The sequence below is a fragment of the Aquimarina litoralis genome (assembly GCF_039523995.1).
Taxonomy (GTDB): Bacteria; Bacteroidota; Bacteroidia; order Flavobacteriales; family Flavobacteriaceae; genus Aquimarina; species Aquimarina litoralis.
In genome coordinates this window covers 1,023,646-1,047,460 of the sequence record NZ_BAAAGE010000003.1, presented here as the reverse complement: position 1 = coordinate 1,047,460, position 23,815 = coordinate 1,023,646, and the positions used below count along the sequence as shown (strand labels likewise).

At 30.2% G+C, this 23,815-nt stretch carries 31 protein-coding genes; all 31 read left to right on the top strand.

Annotated features, from left to right (window positions below):
* The first annotated feature begins 56 nt into the window (after nucleotides 1-56).
* The 31 genes from ABD077_RS18955 to ABD077_RS18805 all read left to right on the top strand — a co-directional run bounded on the left by ABD077_RS18955 (nucleotide 57) and on the right by ABD077_RS18805 (nucleotide 23,799).
* On the top strand, nucleotides 57-611 hold the full coding sequence (locus tag ABD077_RS18955; protein ID WP_343913803.1) for a hypothetical protein: 555 nt from the start codon (nucleotides 57-59) through the stop codon (nucleotides 609-611).
* A 174-nt stretch (nucleotides 612-785) separates the two neighbouring features.
* Nucleotides 786-1,250 (top strand): DUF1877 family protein, encoded by a 465-nt coding sequence (locus ABD077_RS18950; RefSeq protein ID WP_343913802.1) that lies wholly within the window; start codon nucleotides 786-788, stop codon nucleotides 1,248-1,250.
* 214 nt (nucleotides 1,251-1,464) lie between these two features.
* Nucleotides 1,465-1,704 (top strand): macro domain-containing protein, encoded by a 240-nt coding sequence (locus ABD077_RS18945; protein WP_343913801.1) that lies wholly within the window; start codon nucleotides 1,465-1,467, stop codon nucleotides 1,702-1,704.
* 102 nt (nucleotides 1,705-1,806) lie between these two features.
* Complete coding sequence (locus tag ABD077_RS18940; RefSeq protein ID WP_343913800.1) at nucleotides 1,807-2,070, top strand: macro domain-containing protein; 264 nt, start codon at nucleotides 1,807-1,809, stop codon at nucleotides 2,068-2,070.
* Nucleotides 2,067-2,516, top strand: a complete 450-nt coding sequence (locus ABD077_RS18935) for a hypothetical protein (RefSeq protein WP_343913799.1) — start codon at nucleotides 2,067-2,069, stop codon at nucleotides 2,514-2,516. The genes ABD077_RS18940 and ABD077_RS18935 overlap by 4 nt, the downstream gene beginning before the upstream one ends.
* Nucleotides 2,517-2,540: 24 nt before the next feature.
* Nucleotides 2,541-3,122 carry a hypothetical protein gene (locus tag ABD077_RS18930; protein ID WP_343913798.1) on the top strand — a complete coding sequence of 194 codons (582 nt, stop codon included), beginning with the start codon at nucleotides 2,541-2,543 and terminating at the stop codon, nucleotides 3,120-3,122.
* A gap of 190 nt (nucleotides 3,123-3,312) precedes the next feature.
* Entirely contained in the window at nucleotides 3,313-4,167 is an 855-nt protein-coding gene (locus tag ABD077_RS18925; RefSeq protein WP_343913797.1) for an SIR2 family NAD-dependent protein deacylase, read from the top strand.
* A gap of 58 nt (nucleotides 4,168-4,225) precedes the next feature.
* Nucleotides 4,226-5,047, top strand: coding sequence for a hypothetical protein (locus tag ABD077_RS18920; RefSeq protein WP_343913796.1), 822 nt, complete (start codon nucleotides 4,226-4,228; stop codon nucleotides 5,045-5,047).
* A 481-nt stretch (nucleotides 5,048-5,528) separates the two neighbouring features.
* Nucleotides 5,529-6,368, top strand: a complete 840-nt coding sequence (locus ABD077_RS18915; protein ID WP_343913795.1) for a class I SAM-dependent methyltransferase — start codon at nucleotides 5,529-5,531, stop codon at nucleotides 6,366-6,368.
* Nucleotides 6,358-6,570, top strand: coding sequence for a hypothetical protein (locus ABD077_RS18910; RefSeq protein ID WP_343913794.1), 213 nt, complete (start codon nucleotides 6,358-6,360; stop codon nucleotides 6,568-6,570). The genes ABD077_RS18915 and ABD077_RS18910 overlap by 11 nt, the downstream gene beginning before the upstream one ends.
* 146 nt (nucleotides 6,571-6,716) lie before the next feature.
* On the top strand, nucleotides 6,717-7,388 hold the full coding sequence (locus tag ABD077_RS18905) for a hypothetical protein (protein ID WP_343913793.1): 672 nt from the start codon (nucleotides 6,717-6,719) through the stop codon (nucleotides 7,386-7,388).
* Nucleotides 7,389-7,477: 89 nt separating this feature from the next.
* Nucleotides 7,478-7,870 (top strand): hypothetical protein, encoded by a 393-nt coding sequence (locus ABD077_RS18900; protein ID WP_343913792.1) that lies wholly within the window; start codon nucleotides 7,478-7,480, stop codon nucleotides 7,868-7,870.
* Nucleotides 7,871-7,872: 2 nt separating this feature from the next.
* Nucleotides 7,873-8,391 carry a hypothetical protein gene (locus ABD077_RS18895; protein ID WP_343913791.1) on the top strand — a complete coding sequence of 173 codons (519 nt, stop codon included), beginning with the start codon at nucleotides 7,873-7,875 and terminating at the stop codon, nucleotides 8,389-8,391.
* Nucleotides 8,392-8,497: 106 nt separating this feature from the next.
* A complete protein-coding gene (locus tag ABD077_RS18890; RefSeq protein ID WP_343913790.1) occupies nucleotides 8,498-10,249 on the top strand; it encodes an SBBP repeat-containing protein in 1,752 nt (583 codons plus the stop codon).
* A 107-nt stretch (nucleotides 10,250-10,356) separates the two neighbouring features.
* Nucleotides 10,357-11,820 (top strand): ligand-binding sensor domain-containing protein, encoded by a 1,464-nt coding sequence (locus tag ABD077_RS18885; RefSeq protein ID WP_343913789.1) that lies wholly within the window; start codon nucleotides 10,357-10,359, stop codon nucleotides 11,818-11,820.
* A 227-nt stretch (nucleotides 11,821-12,047) separates the two neighbouring features.
* Nucleotides 12,048-12,941, top strand: a complete 894-nt coding sequence (locus tag ABD077_RS18880) for an alpha/beta hydrolase-fold protein (RefSeq protein WP_343913788.1) — start codon at nucleotides 12,048-12,050, stop codon at nucleotides 12,939-12,941.
* Between the two features lie 666 nt (nucleotides 12,942-13,607).
* Nucleotides 13,608-14,528, top strand: a complete 921-nt coding sequence (locus ABD077_RS18875; RefSeq protein WP_343913787.1) for an NAD(P)-dependent alcohol dehydrogenase — start codon at nucleotides 13,608-13,610, stop codon at nucleotides 14,526-14,528.
* Nucleotides 14,529-14,693: 165 nt separating this feature from the next.
* Complete coding sequence (locus ABD077_RS18870; protein ID WP_343913786.1) at nucleotides 14,694-15,422, top strand: hypothetical protein; 729 nt, start codon at nucleotides 14,694-14,696, stop codon at nucleotides 15,420-15,422.
* A 139-nt stretch (nucleotides 15,423-15,561) separates the two neighbouring features.
* A complete protein-coding gene (locus ABD077_RS18865) occupies nucleotides 15,562-16,128 on the top strand; it encodes a Crp/Fnr family transcriptional regulator (RefSeq protein ID WP_343913785.1) in 567 nt (188 codons plus the stop codon).
* Between the two features lie 65 nt (nucleotides 16,129-16,193).
* Complete coding sequence (locus tag ABD077_RS18860; protein WP_343913784.1) at nucleotides 16,194-16,649, top strand: DoxX family protein; 456 nt, start codon at nucleotides 16,194-16,196, stop codon at nucleotides 16,647-16,649.
* 108 nt (nucleotides 16,650-16,757) lie between these two features.
* Nucleotides 16,758-17,555 (top strand): hypothetical protein, encoded by a 798-nt coding sequence (locus ABD077_RS18855; RefSeq protein WP_343913783.1) that lies wholly within the window; start codon nucleotides 16,758-16,760, stop codon nucleotides 17,553-17,555.
* A 165-nt stretch (nucleotides 17,556-17,720) separates the two neighbouring features.
* The gene (locus ABD077_RS18850) at nucleotides 17,721-18,167 is read left to right on the top strand and encodes a DinB family protein (RefSeq protein WP_343913782.1); all 447 of its coding nucleotides are present in this window, start codon (nucleotides 17,721-17,723) and stop codon (nucleotides 18,165-18,167) included.
* A gap of 12 nt (nucleotides 18,168-18,179) precedes the next feature.
* Nucleotides 18,180-18,440 carry a hypothetical protein gene (locus ABD077_RS18845; protein ID WP_343913781.1) on the top strand — a complete coding sequence of 87 codons (261 nt, stop codon included), beginning with the start codon at nucleotides 18,180-18,182 and terminating at the stop codon, nucleotides 18,438-18,440.
* Nucleotides 18,441-18,569: 129 nt separating this feature from the next.
* Nucleotides 18,570-19,118: a VOC family protein gene (locus ABD077_RS18840; protein WP_343913780.1), complete on the top strand. Its 549-nt coding sequence runs from the start codon at nucleotides 18,570-18,572 to the stop codon at nucleotides 19,116-19,118.
* Nucleotides 19,119-19,132: 14 nt separating this feature from the next.
* Nucleotides 19,133-19,861 carry a DUF2071 domain-containing protein gene (locus ABD077_RS18835; protein ID WP_343913779.1) on the top strand — a complete coding sequence of 243 codons (729 nt, stop codon included), beginning with the start codon at nucleotides 19,133-19,135 and terminating at the stop codon, nucleotides 19,859-19,861.
* A 38-nt stretch (nucleotides 19,862-19,899) separates the two neighbouring features.
* On the top strand, nucleotides 19,900-20,430 hold the full coding sequence (locus tag ABD077_RS18830) for a hypothetical protein (protein ID WP_343913778.1): 531 nt from the start codon (nucleotides 19,900-19,902) through the stop codon (nucleotides 20,428-20,430).
* Between the two features lie 64 nt (nucleotides 20,431-20,494).
* Entirely contained in the window at nucleotides 20,495-21,031 is a 537-nt protein-coding gene (locus tag ABD077_RS18825) for a hypothetical protein (RefSeq protein ID WP_343913777.1), read from the top strand.
* Nucleotides 21,032-21,178: 147 nt separating this feature from the next.
* Nucleotides 21,179-21,550, top strand: a complete 372-nt coding sequence (locus tag ABD077_RS18820) for a hypothetical protein (RefSeq protein WP_343913776.1) — start codon at nucleotides 21,179-21,181, stop codon at nucleotides 21,548-21,550.
* 118 nt (nucleotides 21,551-21,668) lie between these two features.
* Entirely contained in the window at nucleotides 21,669-21,887 is a 219-nt protein-coding gene (locus ABD077_RS18815; RefSeq protein ID WP_343913775.1) for a hypothetical protein, read from the top strand.
* A gap of 51 nt (nucleotides 21,888-21,938) precedes the next feature.
* Nucleotides 21,939-22,532 (top strand): hypothetical protein, encoded by a 594-nt coding sequence (locus tag ABD077_RS18810; protein WP_343913774.1) that lies wholly within the window; start codon nucleotides 21,939-21,941, stop codon nucleotides 22,530-22,532.
* Nucleotides 22,533-22,671: 139 nt separating this feature from the next.
* A complete protein-coding gene (locus ABD077_RS18805; RefSeq protein ID WP_343913773.1) occupies nucleotides 22,672-23,799 on the top strand; it encodes a helix-turn-helix domain-containing protein in 1,128 nt (375 codons plus the stop codon).
* Nucleotides 23,800-23,815: the final 16 nt, after the last annotated feature.

The following is a 23,815-nucleotide window of genomic DNA, read 5'->3' as shown; positions in this document are numbered from 1 at the left end:
ATAATACCCTTAAGGGATATTCCTACTCATACATAAACCGTTGTACATAATCAAAAATGAACGAAAAACAAATCGGAAAAATAATAACTGAACGGAAATTGGCTTCTGACAATCTTGATGATAAATGGGGTAAGATTTGGGGTTATTTTCCTGCACTTTGTTTGATTCTAGCATTTGGAATACCATTACTCCCATTCATTGACAATAAAATGACTTGGAATCCAATGATAAATTGGATCGGGTTGTTAATCGGAATACTGCTATTCATTTTGACCTATTACTGGTTTATTACCGAACGAAATTTAAATCAGATATTGACAAATCTTCCTCTCAAATTAAATAAAGAAATATTATCAAAAGTTTTACTGGAATTAAATACTGACGAACAAATAAGCAAGAATTATATCGTTGGATACTTACCAACTTTATTCAAACAAAAAAGTCATAAAATTATAGTAATAGCAACAGATAATATGATATATTTCAATATTAGATGTATGGCAAATGATCCTATAATAAATGTACGTCTACCCTATTCTTTTGGAATCCAATCATTTTATGAATTGAAGTTTAGAAGAAAAATTAAAGACTATGTACAACACCATATATGATGTCATAGCAGCAAAGTGATCAATCGAATGGTGGTTGAATATTTATGAAGGCGCAATGCTTGTAGAAAGTAAAAGTTAGCAACCAATGCGCAGAAAAATCGAAAAACAGGGTAACATTTTACTCTGCTACGATACATATATAAAACGTTGTACGTAATTTGAAAAATAATTTAAGTGGGAATAATTTGCGAATTATACAGAATATCGGACTCAAAAATTGAGGAATTAAAAAAACTTGATCCCGATATTGCGGAGGAATTTCTTGACGAAAATTACGCTTACATTTATGGGAAATATCATAAACAAAACGACACCGTATTTTCATTGGATAAAGGTTGGGGTGTCACTCGATTTCTGCTTCAAGAATGCGATAATTCTTCTGATAAAATTTTGAATAAACTTGATAAGCGATTTATAAAATCCAATGATGTTAAGTTAATAAACAAAGTGTTGGAACTGATCGAAATTGGAGACCTAAAAAAAGTATATAATAAAGATAAGTTGATTAAAAATCATATCTACGGAGCAAAATATGATGTTTATTGGGAATATATAAATAACTATCATCTAAAATTATATAAATCTGCATTCAAAAGAGCATCTGAATTGAATGACGGAATAGCAACGAACCATAACTAAAAAGAAGAAACCACGTACAACAAGATATATGTGCCATAGCAGCAAAGTAATCAATCGATTGGTTATTGTATATTTATGAAGGTGCAATGCTTGCAAAATGAAAAAGTTAGCAACCAATGCACAGAAAAAACCAAAAGCAAGGTAACATTTTGCTCTGCTACGACACATATATTAAACGTTGTAGATAATTACTCAAGTGAAATAAAAATTAATAATGTCAATATCTCCAAAACTATTTGAAATAACATTGATTGATCTTCAAAAGGAATTATGTGATGAGTGGAAAAAATCATTTAAGGAATTTCCTGAAGTTCAAATTGTAAATGGAAAATTTGAACTAGTAAGAGAATTTGACTGCCTAGTAAGCCCTGCTAATTCTTTTGGTTTGATGGATGGTGGAATTGATTTAGCGATTAGGAATTATTTTGGTATGAAACTCCAGTATAATGTCTAAAAAAGAATTCAAAAAGAATTTTATGGAGAACAACCGATTGGAACTTCAATCATAGTATTTACTGAAAATGAATACCACCCGTTCTTAGCACACACACCAACAATGAGGGTGCCGATTGATATTTCAAAAACAGATAATGTTTATAATTCATTTTTTGCTATGCTGACAGCAGTTGCCAATTATAACAAAAATAATAAGGTTCGAATAGAGAAAGTACTTTGTCCTGGAATGGGAACAGCAACCGGAAGAATGATTCATAAAGAAGCTGCAAGACAAATGTCAGTTGCGTATAAAAATTTCTTAAGCCCAACAACAAATATGAATTGGAAAAACTTGAATAAACGCCATCAAGAAATAATTGGATGAAAATTATCACGTCGGAATATAAAGTTAGAAAAGTAAAAAATGGAATTACTCAATTTGGCGAAATTAAGTTAACTATCGAGCTGATAGAAAACAATACTCTTGAAATAATTGAAAATTATAATGGAAAAGGATTCCACAGTCAAGGCTATATTGAGATTCTTCCCAAGAAAGGTTATGATACTTGGAAGAAAGGAATTTCAAATGGAATTAAATATGCTTATAGTAAAATTAAAAGTAATACTAGATTAAAAGTCATTATTGAGGAAGCAAGCGGGCTCTCCACTGATACTAATCCAACAATTATTGGTTTTGCAGCTTCAAGAGCATTGTTAAGCAAATTTGAAAATAATGAAAGTGAACAAAAATTAGCCGAATTAGAATTTTTTGTCACTTCAAGCTGGAAATATGATTTAGATTCAATACCTGACTTTGAAAGTGTGAAATGATAAAATAAAACTATCTACAACAGTTTGTATATTGCATATACCGCCTTCGGCAGGCAAACGCACCATACAAGGATCGTTGGCAACAATATTGACGAACAACTAAACACACAAGAAAAATCGATGGGAATATTTAACTTTTCGAAAAAAGAAGAACTTAATTACACAAATTTTAATACGATGATGATTGATAATGTTTATCTGATTAAAATACCTAAAGACTGGAATAAATACGAAAGTGACCGATTTAGAGCTCGCACGAAAAATAAAAAAATTGACTTTTCTATAACCAATTACGGAAAGGAAATTTCCTCACTTGACAATTTTGGAATCGAAGATTTGAAAAACCAATTCTTACCTTTATTTGACAAGTTTGTAAACGAAGGTGGTTACGTAACGAATAAGGATTTAGAAATCGGAGAAAATTTTATCTATCAATCTTTTAAAGCGGGAAAAGAAACTCAATATTATTATTACACAAGTAGAGTAATAAAAAATGATTTAAGAGTTGTGATTGCATTAATAATTAGACAAATCGGAAAATTGGAACCGAAACACGCTGAATTAATAAAAGATATGGGAAAAAGTATAACTCATAAAGTTGCATAAAATACAGTTGCCAACAACATATATGTGATCATAGCAGCTAGGTGATCAATCGAATGATTGTTGTATTTTTGGTAAGGCGCAATGCTTGCAGAAAGTAAAAGTTAGCAACCAATGCACAAAAAAACGAAAAGCAGGGTAACAATTTGCTCTTCTACGACACATATATTAAACGTTACCACCAATTGATTAAATGATTAACGAGAGAATCATAGAACGAATTGAATACTGTTTAAGAAAGGATAAAAGGATTTCCTTTCTTGTCGGAGCGGGTATCTCTGCCGAAAGTGGAATTCCAACATTTCGCGGTAAAGACGGTTATTGGATTTCTGGTTCTAAAAATTATAAAGCTCAGGAAATTGGAACCAAAAGATTTTTTAATATCGCTTCGCACGAAGTTCTTAAATTCTATTTATATAGGAAATCCATAACTCAATTCGCTGAACCTAATAAGAGTCATTTAATGTTAAAAGAAATTGAGGATATTCTTGATGATAAATTTGCTTTAATTTCTCAGAATGTGGATAGTTTACATAAAAAAGCTGGAAATTCAGAAGAAAAAACTTTTCTCATCCATGGTGATCATGATTTTATGAGATGTGGAGATGAATGTTCAAGTGAATTGTATCCTTTTCCAAAAGACATTGAGTTAAAAAATAGAAAAAAGGATCAGCTAACTGAAGAGGAAATTAAAATCTTAAAATGTCCAAAATGTGGAGAAGATTTAAGACCTCATGTTTTATGGTTTGATGAATATTACAATGAAAAGTTTTTCAAAAAAGATACTGTCTTGAGAATTTCTAAGGAAACAGGAATATTGTTTATTCTTGGAACTTCTGGAGAAACAACTCTTCCTCAAGTAATTGCTAAAAATGTTTTAGCCAAAAGTGGAATGGTTGTCGAAATAAATATTGCAGATAGCTATTTTTCGGAGTTATTAAAAAATAAAAAGAACGGAATTATAATCAGGTCTGAAAGTAGTCCATTCTTGACGGAATTAAAAAAAGAAATAGAAAAACAGGTGGTAACACTGTATAACAAATCATAGCTGCCTTCGGCAAGCTACGCTTGTTATACTTACCGTTAGGCACAAGCAAAACCAAAGAATGAATAAAAGAATTTCAAAAATACCAAATGACGTTCAGGACAGAAATTCTGATGCTTGGAAAAAATTATGTGAATACGTTGACCAAGTTGCTGAAAACGGTTCTGACGAGTTTCTTCCGAGAGAAGCTCTTGGTGACGAATTGTTTGCTCAGATTTTCACTCTTCCTGAATCAATCGGAAAACTAAAAAAAGTTAAGAAAGTAGGACTTTATGGAAGTAATCTAAAGAGAATTCCTCCAGAAATTGGACAAATGGAATCTCTCGAATATTTTGACCTTTATACTTCGTACGATTTAAACTGGTTCCCTTTTGAGATTTATAAATGTAAAAAATTAAAAGATAGTCGTATAAGTACTAGAACACTTTACGGTAATTTTAAAAACAGAATGGGTTTCCCCAAACTTGACCACAATCCTGTAAAATACATTGGTGACAATTTAAAGTGTAGTGTTTGTGAAAAAGAACTGACACACGAAACAACTAATCAAATGTGGATTACCGCACACGTTGGCACTGATACAATTCCAATGCTAGCAAATCTTTGTTCGAAAGAGTGCAAACAGAATTTACCTAAACCACCAGAAAATTATGTTCAGTTTCCTCATAAAGGAGGTGCAGGTTTAAAACAACCAATTATAGAAGATTGGTTTGTAACGCGTCAAAGACTTATTAAAGAGGGAAAAGCCATAGTAATTGAGCAAAATAAGAAAACAGAGAAAGAAAATACAAATGAACTAATACCCAAGGAATCGGAAAAAGTAAAATTAGATGTATCTAAACTTCCAATTTTAAAACTAGTGCGAAAAATATGGGATAAATAAAAAAAACCAGTGCCTAACAAGGTGTATACCAATAGGGCATTTAGAGATAAATTGAAAGTTCTGTTCTTTGGGCAGGCTACGCCAAAACAAAGTTTTGACGTTAATTGAAATAAAATTAAAAGTAAAAACGTTTGTTTTGGCTCAGTGGTTAATCGAAAGTGAATCGCTTAGAATCCGCCCTACTGTCCATACACAAAACGTTACCTGCAATTAAAATCAACAAATACAGAAAAATTAATTTCAGAATTTTTATATTTGTAGCCTGTTATATTTATTAAACATATTTATCTGAGTCTTTCTCAAAAGACAAACTCAAAAAAAAAGGAGTAGTTAATGCGTAGAAATCTTTTTGATTTTTAATGCACAGATAATCATATAAAATCATTTTATCGACTTTTAAATAAATCAATTGATTACAAATCGATTGTATCACTTCATAATGTGTTAAACATTTCAATATGTGATAATACTATAATTAGAAATGAATCATAAACAATTAATTAGTAGAAACATAGAACTATTTTATAATAAAGTATCAGAAGAAACCAGACTTAATAAAGGAATGGGAGTATTTGAATTTGAACGAGTTAAATCACTTATAGAAAAATATATATCATCCTCAACTTTAAAAATAATTGATGTTGGAGGTGGTACAGGAAAATATTCAGAATGGCTTGCCAAAAAAGGACATCAAGTTTATTTAGTGGAACCAGTTCCTAAACATATCAAATTAGCCGAAGATAGAGCAAGTAAATTAAAAAACAAGTTTTCCGTTCAATTAGGCGAATCTCGAAAACTAGAATTTAAAAATAATTTTGCCGACTTAGTAATACTTCACGGACCACTCTATCATCTGCAAAAAAAAGAACATAGAGAATTGACTATTAGCGAAGCTAAACGAGTTCTGAAAAGTGACGGAATTATTTTGGGTTTTGCCATTAATTACACTGCATCAACTTTAGTTGGTCTCTTAAATGGGCTTATTCATAAAAATTCGTTTTTTAAAATGTGCAAAGAAGAGTTGACAACTGGAATACACAATCCACCAGATGATTTCCCTTGGCTTTTAGCAGAAGCATATTATCATAAACCTGAACAACTAAAAGACGAGTTTATAAATCAAGGATTAACCCACATTAACACTTATGCGATTGAAGGAATGGCTTGGTTAGACAAAGAATACTTTACTAATATGCTAAATAATAAAAAGCAAAAAACACTATTGGAGCTTATCAAAATCACAGAAAACGATAGCTATCTTCTGCCTTTTAGTCCACATATGATGATAGCTGTAAAAAAACAAACTACTTATGGAAAATAAAGACAGATATTTCAAAGCTTTGGTTCAAAATAATGGACAGCTAAATGAAATAGACCTTGGAGAAAAAATTGGACTTGACGAAGATAAAACTCGAGAAATAATTGTTCGACTTCTATCCGAACACAAAATAGAATATACGGAAAATAGATCTTGTAATTATAGACTTACTAAAACTACCAAAAGGAAAAATAAAAGCAGGTAACAATGTATAAAAGCAATAGCGGTTTTGGTGTTAACTCAAAATGCTATTGCTTTTAATTTAGTAAATTGCGAAAAGGAAAGGTAGTGCACTATAATCAGCTACGGCTCGTATACTTGACCGTTATAGGCAACTAAACTGAACTAAATTTGAATATTTCAATAGAACAATCTTATAAAAATGTAATCAAGTATTTACTAATTATATTTGTTTTTAATCTAAGTTGTAAAAGCGAAAATTATATAGACAGAGAAACGAAAGTTTCTAATTTTGATTTTAACGAAGTTTTTTATCAAAAATTGGTTTTTCAAAATGAAACTTATGACGGTGAGAGAGAAATAGAATTTCAAGTCATAAATAAAGAGAAATATCAATTAGGTGAATATGCAAAAGACAAAAACGGCGAAATTACAAAACTGAAAATTGGTTTGTGGAAAACTTATTATGATAACGGACAAATTAAAGATGAAGGTGAGTATCTAATTGGGCGATATGTTCAATGCTGCGCTGGAGGTTATTGTATGCAATATTATAATTATAAAGTTGGAGATTGGAATTACTATTATAAGAATGGCAAGTTAAAACTTAAGGGTAAATTTGGGATAATGAAGTTTAATACATCTACTAGTTGCGGTGGAGATTATCTTAAATTTGGAATGCTAAATCGCACATCGAAATTTTACGATTCAAATGGCAAAAGAATAAAGAAAATAACTGATTCTATGAAGCTGGAATTTGAAAAAATGTATTTACCAAAATATCACGCATTCTTTGTTCCAAATTCAGCAAAAAATGAAATAGAAGTGGTATTTATTAAATAAAGCCTATAACAATTTGTATAATGCATATGCTCCCTTGGGGAAGCAAACGCACCATACAAGAGACGTTGTGTGTCATTAAAACCAAAATTATGGGAAGATGGATGGAAGCTTTAAACAAAAAGAAAGAAATTGTGTTTGAAATGGCTCCTAACTTTCTTATTTATTGCTCTAGACATTTACCAAAAAATATCAAAAATGAATTCCCAATACTATTGAATTTGGATCTCCATTCGGATAAATGGATAGACGAATTACAAACCTTTCAATCTGACAAAATATATGAACTAAAAAAAGAAATCGAAAGAGTACGCAGAATACTTAACAGAGAAGAGTTTGTTCCTAATGTGAATTCAGAAAAAATATTAAAATTTTGGACAACGGAGGACTACAAATTGAAAGATATAAATGATGATATCTATGAGCTAAAATCTTTCTTCATAAAGTCTATCGAACAAAATTTAGAAGTAAAAATCTATTTATAATTATGGAATTCAAAAGTCACATATTAGAATTAAAAATAATTCTAATCTTGATCGCAATTTTGGGGTTAGGATTGACATTTGGAATTGAAACAAAATTGATTAACATAGATTTATCAAGTATTTTTATTGTAATTACATCAGTTATTCTTTTAGTTGGTGTATACAGTTATTACGGAATTATGAATAATGATTTTATTCTTAATGATGAGGAGATGTTAATTATAAATCGATTCATATTCTTCAAAAGAGAAGAAAAGATTAGATTGGACAGAATAAAAAGAATAATATTTCGAGATGACACTGGTATAAATTTACTTTCTGGATATAAATGGGTTAGAATTGAGTATTTAACAGATTCAAAATCATTGAAATCTAAAAAAGTATATTGCAATGGAATGGAATATGATGCATTTGATGAGAATCTTAACTTTCCGACTTTTGACGAGTTTTTCGATGAACTGGAAAGGAGAGGTTTGAATATTAAATGGACAAAAAAAACGAACACACAACAAGGTGTATAAATCATAATGGCTTCGCCATATAACGATTTATAGACGCAACGTTAGCAAATATTTCTATAATTAACGAGAAAACACACACATAAATAGTTTAAAATTTGAAGAAGTTATGAAACAAATTTATTTTATAATTCTACTCATTTCCGGATGTGTCAATGGGTATGCTCAAGATTTAAAATTTGGTTGGGCAAGAAATGAAGGAGGATATGGTAATGAACTAGGAGGTGAATCAATTACTATCGATTTAAATGGATATATATATGTTGCTGGTGCAATAGATACCACGGCATTTTTTATAGACGAACCTGGTATTCAAAACTGGTCTACTATAAGAGCGAACGATATATTCATTCAAAAATATGATTCTGAAGGAACTAAACTTTGGGAAACGCAAATTGGGAGTGAGTATAATACTACAGAATTTGCCAAATCTATTGTTACAGATAATAATAATGATGTTTATGTTACGGGAAATTATAACAGTAGTGCAGTTGATTTTGATCCAGGTCCTGGAATATTTAAATTAGACGGCATAGGAACTTTCTTTCTTAAATTGGATCAGAATGGTAATTTTATTTGGGCAAAGGAAATAGAAGGTAATGGAAATTCAATAACACACTCCATCAACATAGATCACAATAATGATATATATGTTTCTGGAAATTTTCGTGGAACTCTTGATTTTGACTTAGGACAGAATGAATTGAATTTAACCTCTATTGATGAAAGTTATGCAGATTTAGACAGTTTTATTCTAAAACTAAATTCTGACGGTGAACTGATTTGGGTAAAAACCATCGAAAATGACAGTAATATTAGAAAAGAAACAATCTCAACTTTAGACGATTTAGGTAATATTTATATTGCAGGTACCTTTCGCGGTCAAATAGACTTTGACCCTAATGATGGTGTTTTTAATTTAACATCTTCAGCGTCTTCAGATAGTGGTTTCATCGTTAAGTTAGATAAAAATGGCAACTTTGTGTGGGCAAAAGATATAATCGGTGGGAATCCCTGGATTTCATCAATAACTGTTGATGATTTTGGGAATTTATATTCTACAGGCCATTTCAGTGGAACTACAGATTTCAACCCAAATAATGGATCAGCTATATTAACTTCTACAAATGGTTCTGTTTACGGTGATTCCCTTAATTCCTTTATCCTAAAATTAGATATTAATGGTAATTTCAAGTTTGTAAAACAGATAGAAGGTGATTGGGTAGAATCAAGTGTGATTGTTACAGACTTTTTAGGAAATATTTATACATCTGGATCCATAGATGGTAATGCTGATTTGGACCCAAATGAAGGGGTTTATAACGTAACTCCAGACATACAGTATGGTAGCGGTATTTTCTTTCAAAAATTAAGCGCAAATGGAAATTTTCTTTGGGGAGCTCAAATTTCAAATAGTTCTCTAAATCATCTTACTCGTTCAATGATTATGGATGATTCTTCGGAAAGTTTGTATGTTACAGGTAGATTTATGGGTGGTAAAATGGATTTTGATCCAAGTGCTGAAGTCAATAATTTATATACCAAAGGGGGGCGTTATAATTATGACTTATTTGTTTTAAAATTAGAAAATAATGTATTAACCGTAAATGATTTCCACTTAGCGGACAATTTTGAAATATATCCAAATCCAAATAACGGTAATTTTACAATAGATTTTAAGACTTTTTTAAATAAAGCCAAAATATCTGTTTTAGATGAACTAGGGAGAGTAGTCCACCAATCAGATTATCAAAATATTAATAGAATATACATTAATTTTAATAATTACTCTAAAGGCTTCTATTTTGTTGAGATCAAAACTTCAATCGGAAAACAATCTATACCAATTATAAAAAAATAACAATTTGCTAACACAGATGTATGGAGTCATGATGCCCTAGCGAAACATTCCGACTCATACATGAATCGTTGGCAGCAATATACCTAAACCAGAAAATAAAACTATAAATGAAAATATATTCCCTACCTATTTTTATTCTAACTACTTTATCTCTGAATGCACAAAATCTGTTCCCTGTAAAACTTGACAAATGCAAAACTGAAAGATTTTGTCTTGACTGTGGAGATACAAAAGCGGGTTATGTAGAACAGGAATTTTCAAAACTTCAGGAAAAATTGAACGATGAACTTAATTTAATTGGTATTAAAGGTGCTGTTATGTTTCAAGTTCTTGTCAATTCAAATGGACGTGCTTGTGTTTTAAGTCATACAGATCAATCAAAAAACTTCATAACACGAAAAATAGTTAAAGAGCTAAATCGATTCAAAAGTTGGAAACCTGCTGTAACAAATGGTAAAACAGAAGAAAAATCTTCAATCAATATTGTTTTCAAAGTAGATAGCAACAAAATCATAGGACAAATAGAGAGAGTAGACAAAGAGGCTTTCAAAAAATCCTTTGATAAACCAAATAGTCCAGAAATTTATAATGACACCTATGTCTACAAAAACGAAAATTTAGGCAATTATAAAATAACTGTTTGGAACTCGAAGAATTCAAATTTACCTAATAATTGGAATGACCATATTTCGGTTGATAAAAATGGTTTAATATGGCTTACCGTTAGCCAAGGTTTAGTAACTTTTAATGGAAAAGAATTCAAAAATGCCGAACAAAATATTTCTAAAAAAGGTAAATACTTCGGGTATTACGAATTAGCGACAGATAACAATAATGTCAAATGGATTTATGCAAAAAAAAATATATACAGTTTTGACAATGATAAATGGGTAAAATATGACTCAACACAAATTGGAATTAATTCTGCATATAATATTGTGAACAACTCAAAAACAGATGAACTCTTTTTCTGTTCAAAAAATGGAATAACAATACTTAAAGATGATAAATGGTCAAAAATTGATAAGAACTTATACAAAGACTTACCTGGCGAAAGAGTTTCATTTGCTAAAAGAGATTCCAAAAACAGAATTTGGATTGGAACTTATGATGGTTCAGCAATGGTTGATGAAAATAATCAAGTTACCAATTTTGAAAAATCGTCTACGGTTTTAAAAGGTAAGTGTATTACATCAATGGATGAAGATGAAAATGGCAACCTATATTTTACCTTATATGAATTCGATAGAAAAAACAAAAAGCAAGTCAATAATGATGAGGGAATAGCTATTCGGGAAGTAAATGGAAATTTCAAACAATTTACGACTCAAAATTCAGGTATGCCTTTTAATCATGCTACTTGCGTGCTATATGACAAAACCGAAAAAGTGCTTTGGATTTCAACGGATAGAGCTGGATTGGTCAGGTATGATTTAAATGGTAGTTGGGAAAATTATCATACTGAAAATTCTGATATTCCAACTTCTTACATCTCGACTATGACATTTGATGATAAAGGGAATTTATTTTTAGCAACTAGACAAGGATTAGTGAAAATTGAAAGAAAATAAAAACAGCGTACAACACATTGTATAAAACATAGCTAATAAGTGTTTAACCAAAAGGGTTGTGTATGTTTAGAAAGTCCGCCAAATTAAAAATTTGGCTTTTAAAAATTGATAAGTTAAAAACAATCCGCCTTAGGCGGAAGGCTCTGTGTTAATCCGAAAAGTTAGTATCTCTTTGTACGCTGCGACCCATACACAAGTCCGTCACAATAATCAAGAAGTAAAAATCAATGAATATCTCTTCAAGGAAAATTAAAATCTTCTGTATTTTTCTAGTCACTATATGTAGCTTTTATATAATTTGGGGAAAACTAACCAGTCCCTATGGAGTTCAAAAAGTAAGCTTTACCCCATCAGCATCAGAATCATTTACAAAAGGAAAACTGAATTTTTCTATTTATAAAGCAAAAAGTGGTGTTAATCAAGATATCATTTACCATTTTCATGGAAGAAATTTAGACAATACCATCTGGAATGACGATACATACTATACATCATTGATCCAGTCATATTGGAAAAAATCAAACGTAAATCCACCAACGGTGGTCTTAATTTCCTATGGCCCTGAATGGTTACTCACTCCTAAAAATTCTAAAGAAGGTAGCGGCTTAATGAATGATTTTATATCAAATTTAACGTATATCGAGTCTAAAATTGGCAAACCTAAAAACCGAATTTTAGTTGGAGAATCCATGGGAGGTCTAAATGTTCTAATCTTAGGACTTAGCCATCCTGAGTTATTTTCGAAAGTTGCATCATTATGTCCTGGAATCTATTTAGATTCTCCATTTTCAGACTTCGATAAAATAAAGGCTGCTATGAAACGTACAGGGGCAGACCCAAAAGTTGCACTTGGAATATACTTAATGGCAAAAAAATATATACCAAATGAAAAAGAATGGAACAAAGTTTCTCCAATTGAATTAATTAAGAAAGCCAATATCGACTTTCCTGAATTGTATCTATCTTGTGGACTATATGACAAATTTGGCAATTATGAAGGTACTGAAGCTTTTGTTAATATAGCCATCTCAAAAGGAATTAAGACCGAATGGCATCCATTATATGGAGGTCATTGTGCTATCGACATTTCCTCTTTAGCAGACTTCCTCATCACAAAGTAAGCAAGAATATAATAAGATCTAAAAATGGAATTATACGATCTAATCATAAAAATCATAGATGTAAATCTGATTCAATGTTTAATCCCAATAATTCTGACTTTGTTTCTAGTCAAAGTTTTCTTTAAAAACCGATTTGAAACGAAAAAAGCTTTAAATCTAATTAGATGGTTAATAATCATTTATACGTTTATTACTTGGACAATATCCTTAGTAACTATTATAATTAACCCCGAAGAAGCTACATTTATTAATCGTGCGGTTGGACCTTATGCAATTATATACTGGATAATGTTTATAGCTGCATTGATTTTACCATTTACTTTGATGATAAAAAAAATGGCAATAAAATTTTGGTATGTTATGTTTATAGCGTTTTGTATGAAGGTCGGAATATATTTTGAACGTTTTATAATAATTACGACGAGTTATCATAGGGATTATTTAACCGAAAACGGAAATATTGAATTTATATATCCTTTCTTATTAGGGATTAGTATATTATTTGTTCAAGGTGTAATAATTGCAATTCTGATATTGGGAATATTTCAAATATTAAAAAGAAAAACTATACACAACACTGGATAACAAAACATAGCTATCTTTTAGGTGAGATACGTTTGTTATATTTAACAATACGTCTTATTTCAAAAAGCAAAAAAAATTAATATGAAAGCAATAGTTTATGAAAAATACGGTCCACCAGAGGTTCTCAAAATAAAAGACATTGATAAACCTAAACCTAAGGATGATGAGATTCTAGTAAAAATACATTCAGCTACTGTTACTTCGGGAGATGTTAGACTTCGAAGTTCCGATTTTCCTCCTTTGTTTTGGCTTCCTGCAAGATTAATTTTTGGACTGTTCAAGCCAAAGAAAAAAATTCTAGGCCACGAATTGGCAGGAATAGTTGAAGAAATTGGGAAAAACGTAACTGAATTTAATGTCGGTGACAGTGTATTTGGAACCACAACAATGCTAAATACAGGTTCGTATGCAGAATATATATGCTTGCCTCAAAAATGGAAAAATGGTGTAGTTGGTTTAAAACCAGAAAATTTGAGTTATCAGGAAGCTGCGGCATTACCAATTGGAGCAATGACTGCAATTTACCTTTTAGAGAAAGCTAATTTGAAAAGCGGACAAAACGTTTTAATTTATGGAGCTTCTGGAAGTGTTGGAAGCTATGCCGTACAAATTGCTAATCAAAAAGGCTCTTCTGTAAAAGGCGTATGTAGTGCTTCAAATTTCGAAATGGTAAAATCTTTAGGTGCTTCAAGTTTGATAGATTATAAAAAAGAAGATTATTCCCAGAGAAATGAGAGGTTCGATATTATTTTTGATGCTGTTGGAAAAACAACAAAATCAAAGGCAAAAAATGTGCTTAAAACAAGAGGTACTTTCGTTTCAGTTAAAATGTTAACAAAAGAAAAGAATGAACATCTTAAGTTGATAAAAGATATGGCTGAAAAAGGAAAACTAAAACCATTTATCGATAAATCCTTTAAACTTGATGAAATAGTAAAGGCTCACGAATATGTTGATAATGGGAGAAAAAGAGGAAATGTGATAATTGATTTATTAAAATAAAAGAATACACAACTCCGTCTAAAAGTAATTGCTTATTCCCATCTACAAACGAAAGTACTTATGGATCTTCTATCTGTGATTTATTTGCTAAATTTATTACGTAACACCATAACGAAATCATACGCTAAAACAGTTTATCATTTCTAAAAAGCTAAACTAAATAAGATGTTTAAAGAATACAACTATTTAGATTTTCGTGAGTTTTTGATTTTTCCATACTACTTAAAAATCGGACAAAAAAAAAGTTCAGAAAAGTGGCTGAGAGATGAGTTAGCATTGATTGATTATCACTCAGAGTATATTACACAATATCACTCTGTTAAATGTGAACATCTAGAGTTCTTTTATTTTTGCTTTAAGTCGGTAAGTGCAATAGATGAGAAACTCTTTGAGGATTTCATCAAGTTTGGATGGAGAGGTGTGGCATGGGCAGCGTGGATCAGTTGTATTACACCATATCCTGATGAATATATGACTAAGCAATTACAAAATATAGATTTTAATTTACCTTATAATGATTGGCTTATAAATGTAGCTTTAAATATTCTAACTGGAAATAACAAAAACGAAGGAATATATCAATGCATAGATAAGTTTCGAAATTATATGGGTATGATTCCAAGAATAGAAGTTCCTTTGAGACCATGGTATAACGAAGAATATTTAAAACGAGCAGCGGAGTTTCAACGCAATCTGAAGAATATATACATAAATAAAGGAACTGATGCTGCAATTGATTTTTTTCATCAAAATAAGTGCTCAACTTACAATGTTGATTATAAAACATGGATAAAGTTTATCCAAAAACTAATGACTCTCAACAATTTACTTATCACACATACTCCTTTCTGGAAGCAAACATACTGCATAAGAAACGTTAAGCAACTTCATTAAAAATCATTATAAAAAAAGAAAATTAAAATCAGTGAGCGAAAAAATATAAATTACTACATCCAAATTAGTAAACAGAATTCCTTAAAGATTTTATTACCTTAGTAGCTCTTAGAAATTCACTTCTAATAATATCCGTAGCATGGAAGAAATAAAAAAATTCATTGATCATTTGTATCCAATGAATCATGCTGATTGGGATTTTTTTTCTTCAAAACTGCAAAAAGAAATAGTACAGAAAAATTCAACTCTCATAAAAGCAGGTATGATTGAGAACTACCTATCTTTTATCTCTGAAGGAATAGTGAGGTTTTATATCCCGAAAGAAGAAACCGACCTAACATTTGGATTTCTATTTGAAAACGAATTTGTAACTGCATACGATTCTTTCATTACACAAACTCCTTCACTCTATCAAATCGAAACACTAACAAAAACCACTCTGTGGAGAATATCTTATAAAGATCTTCAAGAAGTTTATAAGAAAACTGAAAGTGGAAATCTTATTGGAAGAACAATGGCCGAAAACATGTATTTAATAAAGTCGAAAAGAGAAGTTTCCTTGTTAAGTAAAACAGCTGAAGAACGTTACTTGGACTTATTCTTAGAACGTCCTGAATTATTAAAACAGATTCCACTAAAATACATTGCTTCTTATATTGGTGTTACACCCCAAGCCTTGAGCCGAATACGTAAACGAATTACTTAACTTAGGTTCATTGTCTACTTTAAAATCATTTACAAACTTTGTAAGCGAATTAAAATGAAGACCATATGAAACCCTTAATAGTACTTTTATCCACTTTTATAATTGCTATTTTTACAGTTAAAATCGTTACCACAGCATATGACTTTACATTATCAGCTAGGATAGCAATGTCCGTAATGTTGTGTTTTACCGCAATTGGACATTTTGTTTTCACCAAGGGAATGGCAATGATGATCCCACAATTTATTCCGTTCAAAACAAATCTTGTTTATATGACAGGATTTCTTGAAATTCTTATAGCAATTGGACTACTTGTCCCCTATTCTAAAACAATTAGTGGATGGACTTTGATTCTTTTTCTATTCGTAATGTTACCGATGAATATTTATGCATCCATTCATCAAATAGATTATCAAAAAGGAACATTCGGCGGAAATGGACTTTCTTATCTTTGGTTTAGAATTCCTTTACAATTCCTATTTATTGTTTGGACTTATTTTAGCTCAATTCGAATACTGTAAAGAAAAAACTACTTCATAACTAAATTTATAAAGATTTCTTTACAATTTAAGGTAACATTTTCTTCTACTGGGATACATATATTAAATGTTAGGCAATAGCAAATCAGTATGAAGAATATCGATAAACTAAAAAATGTACTGGATTTAATAAAAAACGAAATTTATGCATTAGATTATCCAGAAAATGATATAAGAATAGCGTACTTCGAAAATCTTTATTCTATCATCAATGAGTTTTATTTAGGAAAAGTATTTTTTGAAATTAGTACCGAAATAAAAAATGGTAATATCAAATTTGATGCTGAAATCATGGACCTACAGCCCCATATTTTAAAAGTCTATGAAGTCGCTGACATCCCATTATTATCAAATGGATTTCATAATGACCTTAATCGTAAACTATTTGTTGATTCCTTTACCAATTTTGAGGTAACCATAGATTTATGTTTTGAGAATTTAAAGACAGATGCAATTACAAAAGCTATAGTAACAGATTTAAATACTAGACTTATTAAACTTATTGAAGAGTCTCATAAAAAAGAAGAGATCATTAATCAACTTGTAAAAAGTTCTTTTATTCCTTTACTAAGAAAATTTAAGTTTCTTTCTAAGAGACGAGATAACTGTTATGGAGAGAACTACGCAGAGGATCTAAAATTCATTAGTTTTTGTGGCAAACTAAGAAACTGTGTGCTCCATTCTGCTGGATATTATAAAGGTAAATATTATGAATATGAATTTGAAGATGTAAAGTTTATATTTAAAAATGATGAGTTCTTGGAGATGCTTGGTGAAAATGATTATATATTTCTTAAAATAAATGAGCGATTAACTTATATAGCAAGTCAACTATTCAATTGTTTAAGTGATATCGAATTTTTAAAATATCCAGATGATGGGTTTTAAAATAAGTAATATCTTAGAATAGATTAACAGTAATTCATTGTTCGTTCATATCATTATAAACGAATCAATACACTAATTATAAAAACTGTGGTGTTTTAAGTTTTATTTAGTTTTACAAGAAACATCCAAAAAACACTCTAAAAACTCATAAAGTAAAATTAAGAAATGACCGAAACTACCAATAAACTTGAACAATTATTGAAGAAAGGAATGGAATATGTAGAGATGATTTCAGAATTGGAACTTAGAGCTAAAGAATCTGCTGAAAAATGGTCAAAAAAAGAGATTTTAGGTCATTTAATAGATTCTGGAATCAATAACCTACAGAGGTTTACCGAAATTCAATTTGCAAACAGACCGTATAAGATTAAAAAATATAACCAGGGTGCTCTGGTACTGGCTAATGATTATCAAAATTCTGACACCAAAGAGATCCTCGAACTTTGGAATTCGATCAACATTAGAATTCTAAATATAATAAAGGCTCAAAAGAAAGAAACACTGAATTATAAAATTGAATTAGACCAAAATAATTTCTCTGATTTAAGGTTTTTGATGATGGATTATGTAGATCATTTAGAACATCATCTAGAACAAATAATGAATGAATAATATTGCAAAAACATGGATCAGGAAATACTGGATATAATTAATAAAGACTTTGCGTTAGATTTCAGAGAATCTGTAATAAAAGAACTTTCATCTCTTGAATTGAAACATGTTATGGCCGAATCGGAATATAACTTAAAAAATACTAGAATGTCGATTCTATACATAGCAAAAGGTAATGTAGATGAAGTTATAGAACTGACCAAACGGGCTAAAATTGATTTTCGAGATATCATTATGTGGGCCACTCAAGAAAAGAAATCAAAGGATACCTGAAAAGTTATGCTTATCTAAATTTATTTGAGTACAACATCCATCTAGTTAATCTTAGCTATCTTGTATCTTTACATAGGTTATATTTTTAAATTACGTTAATAATTTCCGCAACATCAAAAAACATCTACTATGATCAGAGTTATTCCACTACTACTCCTACTACTCATAACATACAGCTGTACGGAGGTAAAAAAAGAAGATGAAAAAAATGCAGAGTTGATTGATTTAAAAAGCAAACTTGATAGTTTAAGAACAATATTCCATAAAAAGCAAGATCTTGAAAATGATCAAATTGCAACATTTCTAACATTTCAAAATGCAAATGCAGAACAGGCTATGAATTTTTATATAGCATTGTTTGACAATTCTAACATTATTAATACAAAGCGCTGGGGAAAAGAAGGGCCGGGAAAAGAAGGAACAATAATGCATGCCACGTTTAATCTAAATGGTGCATTGTTTATGTGTAGTGATAGTCCAGCCATACATGAATGGGGATTTACACCAGCAGTATCAAATTATGTAGAATGCAAAAACGAGGAAGAACTTCAGCGTTTATTTATAAAACTATCTGAAAATGGAAAAGTTATGATGCCTTTGAACAATTACGGCTTCAGTCAAAAATTTGGATTTGTCGAAGACCAATTTGGAGTTTCATGGCAATTGAATTTACAATAACATGAACCAGAGGAATGAAAATACCAAAAATAAAAGGGATAATCGATAGACGAATTTTAATTAATTATCGGGTAGATAAAGAAGTTTTGGAAAACTATTTGCCAAAGCCTTTTAAACCCAAATTAGTGAAAGGAAAAGGAATTGTCGGAATTTGCCTCATTCGATTAAAAGAAATTAGACCAAAGGGATTACCAAAACAAATCGGAATTTCCTCTGAAAATGGTGCCCACAGAATCGCAGTAGAATGGCATGAAAATGGAAAGTTGCGCGAAGGAGTTTATATTCCCAGAAGAGATACTTCTTCTAGACTAAACTCTCTAGCAGGAGGAACAATTTTTCCAGGAGTACATCATCTTGCACAATTTAAGGTTGATGAAGCAAATGGAAATTACAATGTCGCCTTTGTTAGTGATGATGACACTACTTTATCCATAGAGGCTTGTGAGACTCCGAAATGGAATGAAGAAAGTGTTTTTGATGATTTAAATTGTGTCTCCGATTTTTTTGAGAATGGTGCTGTTGGCTATTCTCCGGACAATGATGATTTCGACGGAATAGAATTAAAAGCATACAATTGGAAAGTTTCTCTTTTGGATGTAAAAAATGTTCAATCCAGTTTTTTCGAGAATGAAAATATCTTCCCAAAAGGCTCTGTGAAGTTTGACAACGCACTTTTAATGAAGGATATTGAACACGAATGGATAGGATTAGAGAAAATCAAACCTAATAGCCATATACAATAAAATCCACTATTCTTGTAATTAAAAATTTGGTTAATCGAATGAAAAAAACGCTCATTCTACTTTTATCGATCATTATTTTTTCCTGCAAGAAAGAAGAAAGAGGTTTTCATGATTATCTAAGAAGTCTGGACACTCTAGTGCTTCCGCAAAAGTTCAGCCTTAATTCTAGGATGAATCCTTCAAAAAACCATGATTCAATTCTATTTAAAAAATACAAACATCGTTGGACTCATGCTCCCTATGGGATTGCTTTTAACAATGAAAGAATTGTTGGTATAATCGAATATTCAATAGCAGATAATGGACTAGCTCCTTTTTTAATAACCTTCGACAATAATGGTAACAAAATCGATTCTCTTAATATATTAGGAAATTCTAGTTTTGGTATGAAAGGACAAACATTGGAAAGTGCAATCTTGGATACCAACTTAAAATTAGTTGTAATAGATTCTTCTAAATCATGGCAAATCGATATTAACGAAAATAAGATCGCAAATACCACAGAATTAAAGGTGTCAAAAACCACATACAAAATTCTAAAAAATGGGAAAATCAAAAAAATGAAGTAACATTTTGTCTTACTAAGACACAAATAATAAATGTTATCACTCTGTCTATTTTTATCAGAATTATATGAAAAAAACTATATTAATTTTTATAGCACTACAAATAGGAATAACTGCTTATAGTCAAGAGGAAAAAAGGTTTGAACCTGGATCTGAATTAATAGAAAAGACTATAATCTCACAAATTAATCCTAAAAGCAAGATTTTATTTATCTTTAAAGATGATACGCATTTAGTAAATTTTTATGAAGATTTAGAAAAAAAGATAAAAAAGCGATTCAGAAAATCAAAACATAAAATTAGTTTCAATTATGAATTAACATCGAGTACGCCTCTAGAATCTGATCTAAAGTCCACTCCTCAAAAAAAATATGATCAGATAGATCATGACTATATTTGTATCATTTCGATTTCTAGCATTGAAGGATGGGATGATCATTTACTCGAAGAAAGAAAACAAAGTTATTATGTGAATATAAAAATGAGTAAAACAGGTACAAATATAATTTGTGTTTCTGGTAAAATTAAAGTGCATAGTACTTTTGTTATAAGTACTCAAAACCTCAATACAAGTGAACTCATATATAAACTAATTAATTTATAACTCTTATTACTAACCCAATCTGAGCAAAAGCTTATAAATACAGATTTCTGTAAAATCTCAGGACTGTATAATTAACTAAATAACTAAACGTTAGATTCATGAGTATAATTTGTATCCATTAGTAATACTCGTTATAAAGCCAAAAACATGAAAACAGTTTTTTTACGATTACCCGAATTCTATTTTATCACATTAGCAATTTTAGTTGGATATTCACCGCCTTTTTACATTCATCCAATTTTTATTGGAGTGATAGGAGTTCTGATTCTTCAAATAGTATACAAAAAAAGAGTCTTGGGAATAACTTTAGGATCTCTATTCTTTCTAATAAACATCTATTTCTTCGGAGCTTTACTTTCTGAATTTCGTGAATTTACAGAATTTAATAATCAGGCAAAACAACTAATTTTTGTTGGTTTAGGAATTTGGATTGCGAATTTTATTTTTTCATCAACTATGATTTATAAATACGCTAAAAACAATAGAAAAGAAGAGTTTGTACTAAAAGAACAATCATAATTATATTGGAAATAAAACTATACAACAGCATCTATTTCATAAGATTCATAAAATCTAGTAGGATAAAATTGTAACACTTTATCAAAATTAGTTGCCAATATTAAAAAGTAGATATTTTATGAAATTAAAGTCTTTGAAAGTTGGATCAGTAATTATTACTCCTAAAATATTGATATCAACATTTGGTGCTCTTTTTATTTTAGGTATGGGAATTGGAGCAACAGTTCCCTCATCAAACAACTCTAAATTTGCACTATTCATTTGTACACTTATTAGTTCAATAAAGATTATGTATGCTTTTTCAAAACCAAAAAACAAGAAAGCTACTAATGATTAATTTATTATCCCTTTTTGTTTCTATTTTAAGCACTTAATATGAGATAATAAAATGAATAAACGAGTAATATCATTTCTGTTATTTATAACAGTATGCGTATCCTGTAAAACTTCGGAAAACGAAAAGAATAAAACGTTCAATAAACTCGAAATTGCTTCACAATATTATAAAGCATTAGATCAATCTGATAGTACTAAGATGATTTCGCTAGTCGGAGATAGTATTGTGATCAGAGAAAATGAAGATAACTATGAAGAACGTTTTTCTTGCCAGAGATATAATACTTGGTTAGCATGGGAATCTGTTTTTGATCCAACCTACAAAATCCTTGAAATGAAGGAAGCAAAAAATATCGTTACTGCAAAAGTTTCCAAAACCGATAAAAGAATCTTTTTTCTTACCCAAGAACCTGTAGTTTGGGTAGAAACTTTACAGTTTGATCAAAACAGAATAGTAAAAGTGAATCGAATTGAATATGAAGTTTTTAATATCGAAAAGTTTGTAAAAAACAGAGATTCGCTAGTACAGTGGATTGATAAACATCATAAAGAACTAAGTGGCTTTCTGTATCCGCAAACAAAATCCACAGGAATAAAATATCTAAAAGCGATTGAGTTATATAACAAAGAAAAGGGATCTTATTAATAATAATGAGTTTAAAGTTTTCTGATTATCTAGCATACATTAAAATCATGTAAAACAGAATTTTAAAATTGTAAGATCCTTTGCCTCCTTTATTTAATTCCCATTATTATTTTAGCAAATAGAAAAACAAATACTTTAGATGGTTACCTCTAACCCTATTTTATTTACTATTATCTGCGTATTGGCGCTACAGGCAATGATACTAAGTGGATTGATTGCTTTTAAAAAACCAAAACGGTTAGCAAACATTTTTTTATCCCTATTAGTATTCTTTTATGCGCTAATGGTTATTAATATTGTAGTAGTGAATGTATTAAAAGACTATGAATTACTATACGTATTTAGATATATTCAAATGGAAATGCTCTATGGTATCGGTCCCTCTCTTTATTTCTATACAAAATGTATCAGTGATCCCAAATTTCAATTTAGAAAAATACACTACCTACATTTTCTTCCTTTGCTATTAGAGTTCATTTTCTATAGAACCTCAATCTACAGGATTGGATCCAATGGACTTTACTTAGAAGAACTTCCCTCCTATTCGTATGTTTATCTAACGCAACAATGGTTGGGTGTAATTTCGATCTTACTATATAGTTTTATATCATTAGGAATATTGATCAAATACCAAAAACGGCTCAAAGATTACTATTCTAAAATTGAACAACTATCCTTAAAATGGTTACAAGCACCCATTATTATTTATGCCAGTTATCATATCCTGTATAGAATAATTACAGAAGTGGATCGGTTTGTTTTTGATAAAAGTCTTCGAGAATATTACTTCCTACCAAATTTTGCCGTATTAGCAGCGATAACTTGTTGGATAGGTTTTAAAGGATATATTCAAAAAGAGCGCGAAATTATTCGGGTACAACCAATTGATAAGAAACCTCAAAAAACACCCTCAGAAAAAGATGAAGCTTTTCTTTCAAAACTTAATCATTTGATGCAACATGAAAAACCTTATCTCAATCCAGATCTTAATCTTAATTCTTTAGCGGATTTATTAGGAATAAAACCTAAACAACTGTCTGCAAAAATTAATCAAAATTGCAATCAAAATTTTTACGATTTAATCAATTTATATCGTGTAAAAGAATTCCAAAATCGTCTACAGTCACCGGAGCAAGATAAGTTATCATTACTGGGACATGCATTTGAATGTGGATTCAATTCGAAATCAACTTTTAATCATGTTTTTAAAAAATTTACACAAATGACTCCAAGTCAATATCTTAAAAACACAAAAAACAAGTCCTAATAGAAGCATTAGGACG

Bases quoted from the DNA above. Each gene is read 5' to 3' on its own strand.
- ABD077_RS18875 (WP_343913787.1), top strand. From the start codon at position 13,608: ATGAAAGCAATAGTTTATGAAAAATACGGTCCACCAGAGGTTCTCAAA.
- ABD077_RS18890 (WP_343913790.1), top strand. From the start codon at position 8,498: ATGAAACAAATTTATTTTATAATTCTACTCATTTCCGGATGTGTCAAT.
- ABD077_RS18880 (WP_343913788.1), top strand. From the start codon at position 12,048: ATGAATATCTCTTCAAGGAAAATTAAAATCTTCTGTATTTTTCTAGTC.
- ABD077_RS18860 (WP_343913784.1), top strand. From the start codon at position 16,194: ATGAAACCCTTAATAGTACTTTTATCCACTTTTATAATTGCTATTTTT.
- ABD077_RS18815 (WP_343913775.1), top strand. From the start codon at position 21,669: ATGAAATTAAAGTCTTTGAAAGTTGGATCAGTAATTATTACTCCTAAA.
- ABD077_RS18810 (WP_343913774.1), top strand. From the start codon at position 21,939: ATGAATAAACGAGTAATATCATTTCTGTTATTTATAACAGTATGCGTA.
- ABD077_RS18870 (WP_343913786.1), top strand. From the start codon at position 14,694: ATGTTTAAAGAATACAACTATTTAGATTTTCGTGAGTTTTTGATTTTT.
- ABD077_RS18915 (WP_343913795.1), top strand. From the start codon at position 5,529: ATGAATCATAAACAATTAATTAGTAGAAACATAGAACTATTTTATAAT.
- ABD077_RS18845 (WP_343913781.1), top strand. From the start codon at position 18,180: ATGGATCAGGAAATACTGGATATAATTAATAAAGACTTTGCGTTAGAT.
- ABD077_RS18855 (WP_343913783.1), top strand. From the start codon at position 16,758: ATGAAGAATATCGATAAACTAAAAAATGTACTGGATTTAATAAAAAAC.
- ABD077_RS18820 (WP_343913776.1), top strand. From the start codon at position 21,179: ATGAAAACAGTTTTTTTACGATTACCCGAATTCTATTTTATCACATTA.
- ABD077_RS18830 (WP_343913778.1), top strand. From the start codon at position 19,900: ATGAAAAAAACGCTCATTCTACTTTTATCGATCATTATTTTTTCCTGC.
- ABD077_RS18955 (WP_343913803.1), top strand. From the start codon at position 57: ATGAACGAAAAACAAATCGGAAAAATAATAACTGAACGGAAATTGGCT.
- ABD077_RS18885 (WP_343913789.1), top strand. From the start codon at position 10,357: ATGAAAATATATTCCCTACCTATTTTTATTCTAACTACTTTATCTCTG.
- ABD077_RS18920 (WP_343913796.1), top strand. From the start codon at position 4,226: ATGAATAAAAGAATTTCAAAAATACCAAATGACGTTCAGGACAGAAAT.
- ABD077_RS18925 (WP_343913797.1), top strand. From the start codon at position 3,313: ATGATTAACGAGAGAATCATAGAACGAATTGAATACTGTTTAAGAAAG.
- ABD077_RS18895 (WP_343913791.1), top strand. From the start codon at position 7,873: ATGGAATTCAAAAGTCACATATTAGAATTAAAAATAATTCTAATCTTG.
- ABD077_RS18835 (WP_343913779.1), top strand. From the start codon at position 19,133: ATGAAAATACCAAAAATAAAAGGGATAATCGATAGACGAATTTTAATT.
- ABD077_RS18850 (WP_343913782.1), top strand. From the start codon at position 17,721: ATGACCGAAACTACCAATAAACTTGAACAATTATTGAAGAAAGGAATG.
- ABD077_RS18840 (WP_343913780.1), top strand. From the start codon at position 18,570: ATGATCAGAGTTATTCCACTACTACTCCTACTACTCATAACATACAGC.
- ABD077_RS18865 (WP_343913785.1), top strand. From the start codon at position 15,562: ATGGAAGAAATAAAAAAATTCATTGATCATTTGTATCCAATGAATCAT.
- ABD077_RS18900 (WP_343913792.1), top strand. From the start codon at position 7,478: ATGGGAAGATGGATGGAAGCTTTAAACAAAAAGAAAGAAATTGTGTTT.
- ABD077_RS18910 (WP_343913794.1), top strand. From the start codon at position 6,358: ATGGAAAATAAAGACAGATATTTCAAAGCTTTGGTTCAAAATAATGGA.
- ABD077_RS18940 (WP_343913800.1), top strand. From the start codon at position 1,807: ATGAGGGTGCCGATTGATATTTCAAAAACAGATAATGTTTATAATTCA.
- ABD077_RS18805 (WP_343913773.1), top strand. From the start codon at position 22,672: ATGGTTACCTCTAACCCTATTTTATTTACTATTATCTGCGTATTGGCG.
- ABD077_RS18825 (WP_343913777.1), top strand. From the start codon at position 20,495: ATGAAAAAAACTATATTAATTTTTATAGCACTACAAATAGGAATAACT.
- ABD077_RS18945 (WP_343913801.1), top strand. From the start codon at position 1,465: ATGTCAATATCTCCAAAACTATTTGAAATAACATTGATTGATCTTCAA.
- ABD077_RS18935 (WP_343913799.1), top strand. From the start codon at position 2,067: ATGAAAATTATCACGTCGGAATATAAAGTTAGAAAAGTAAAAAATGGA.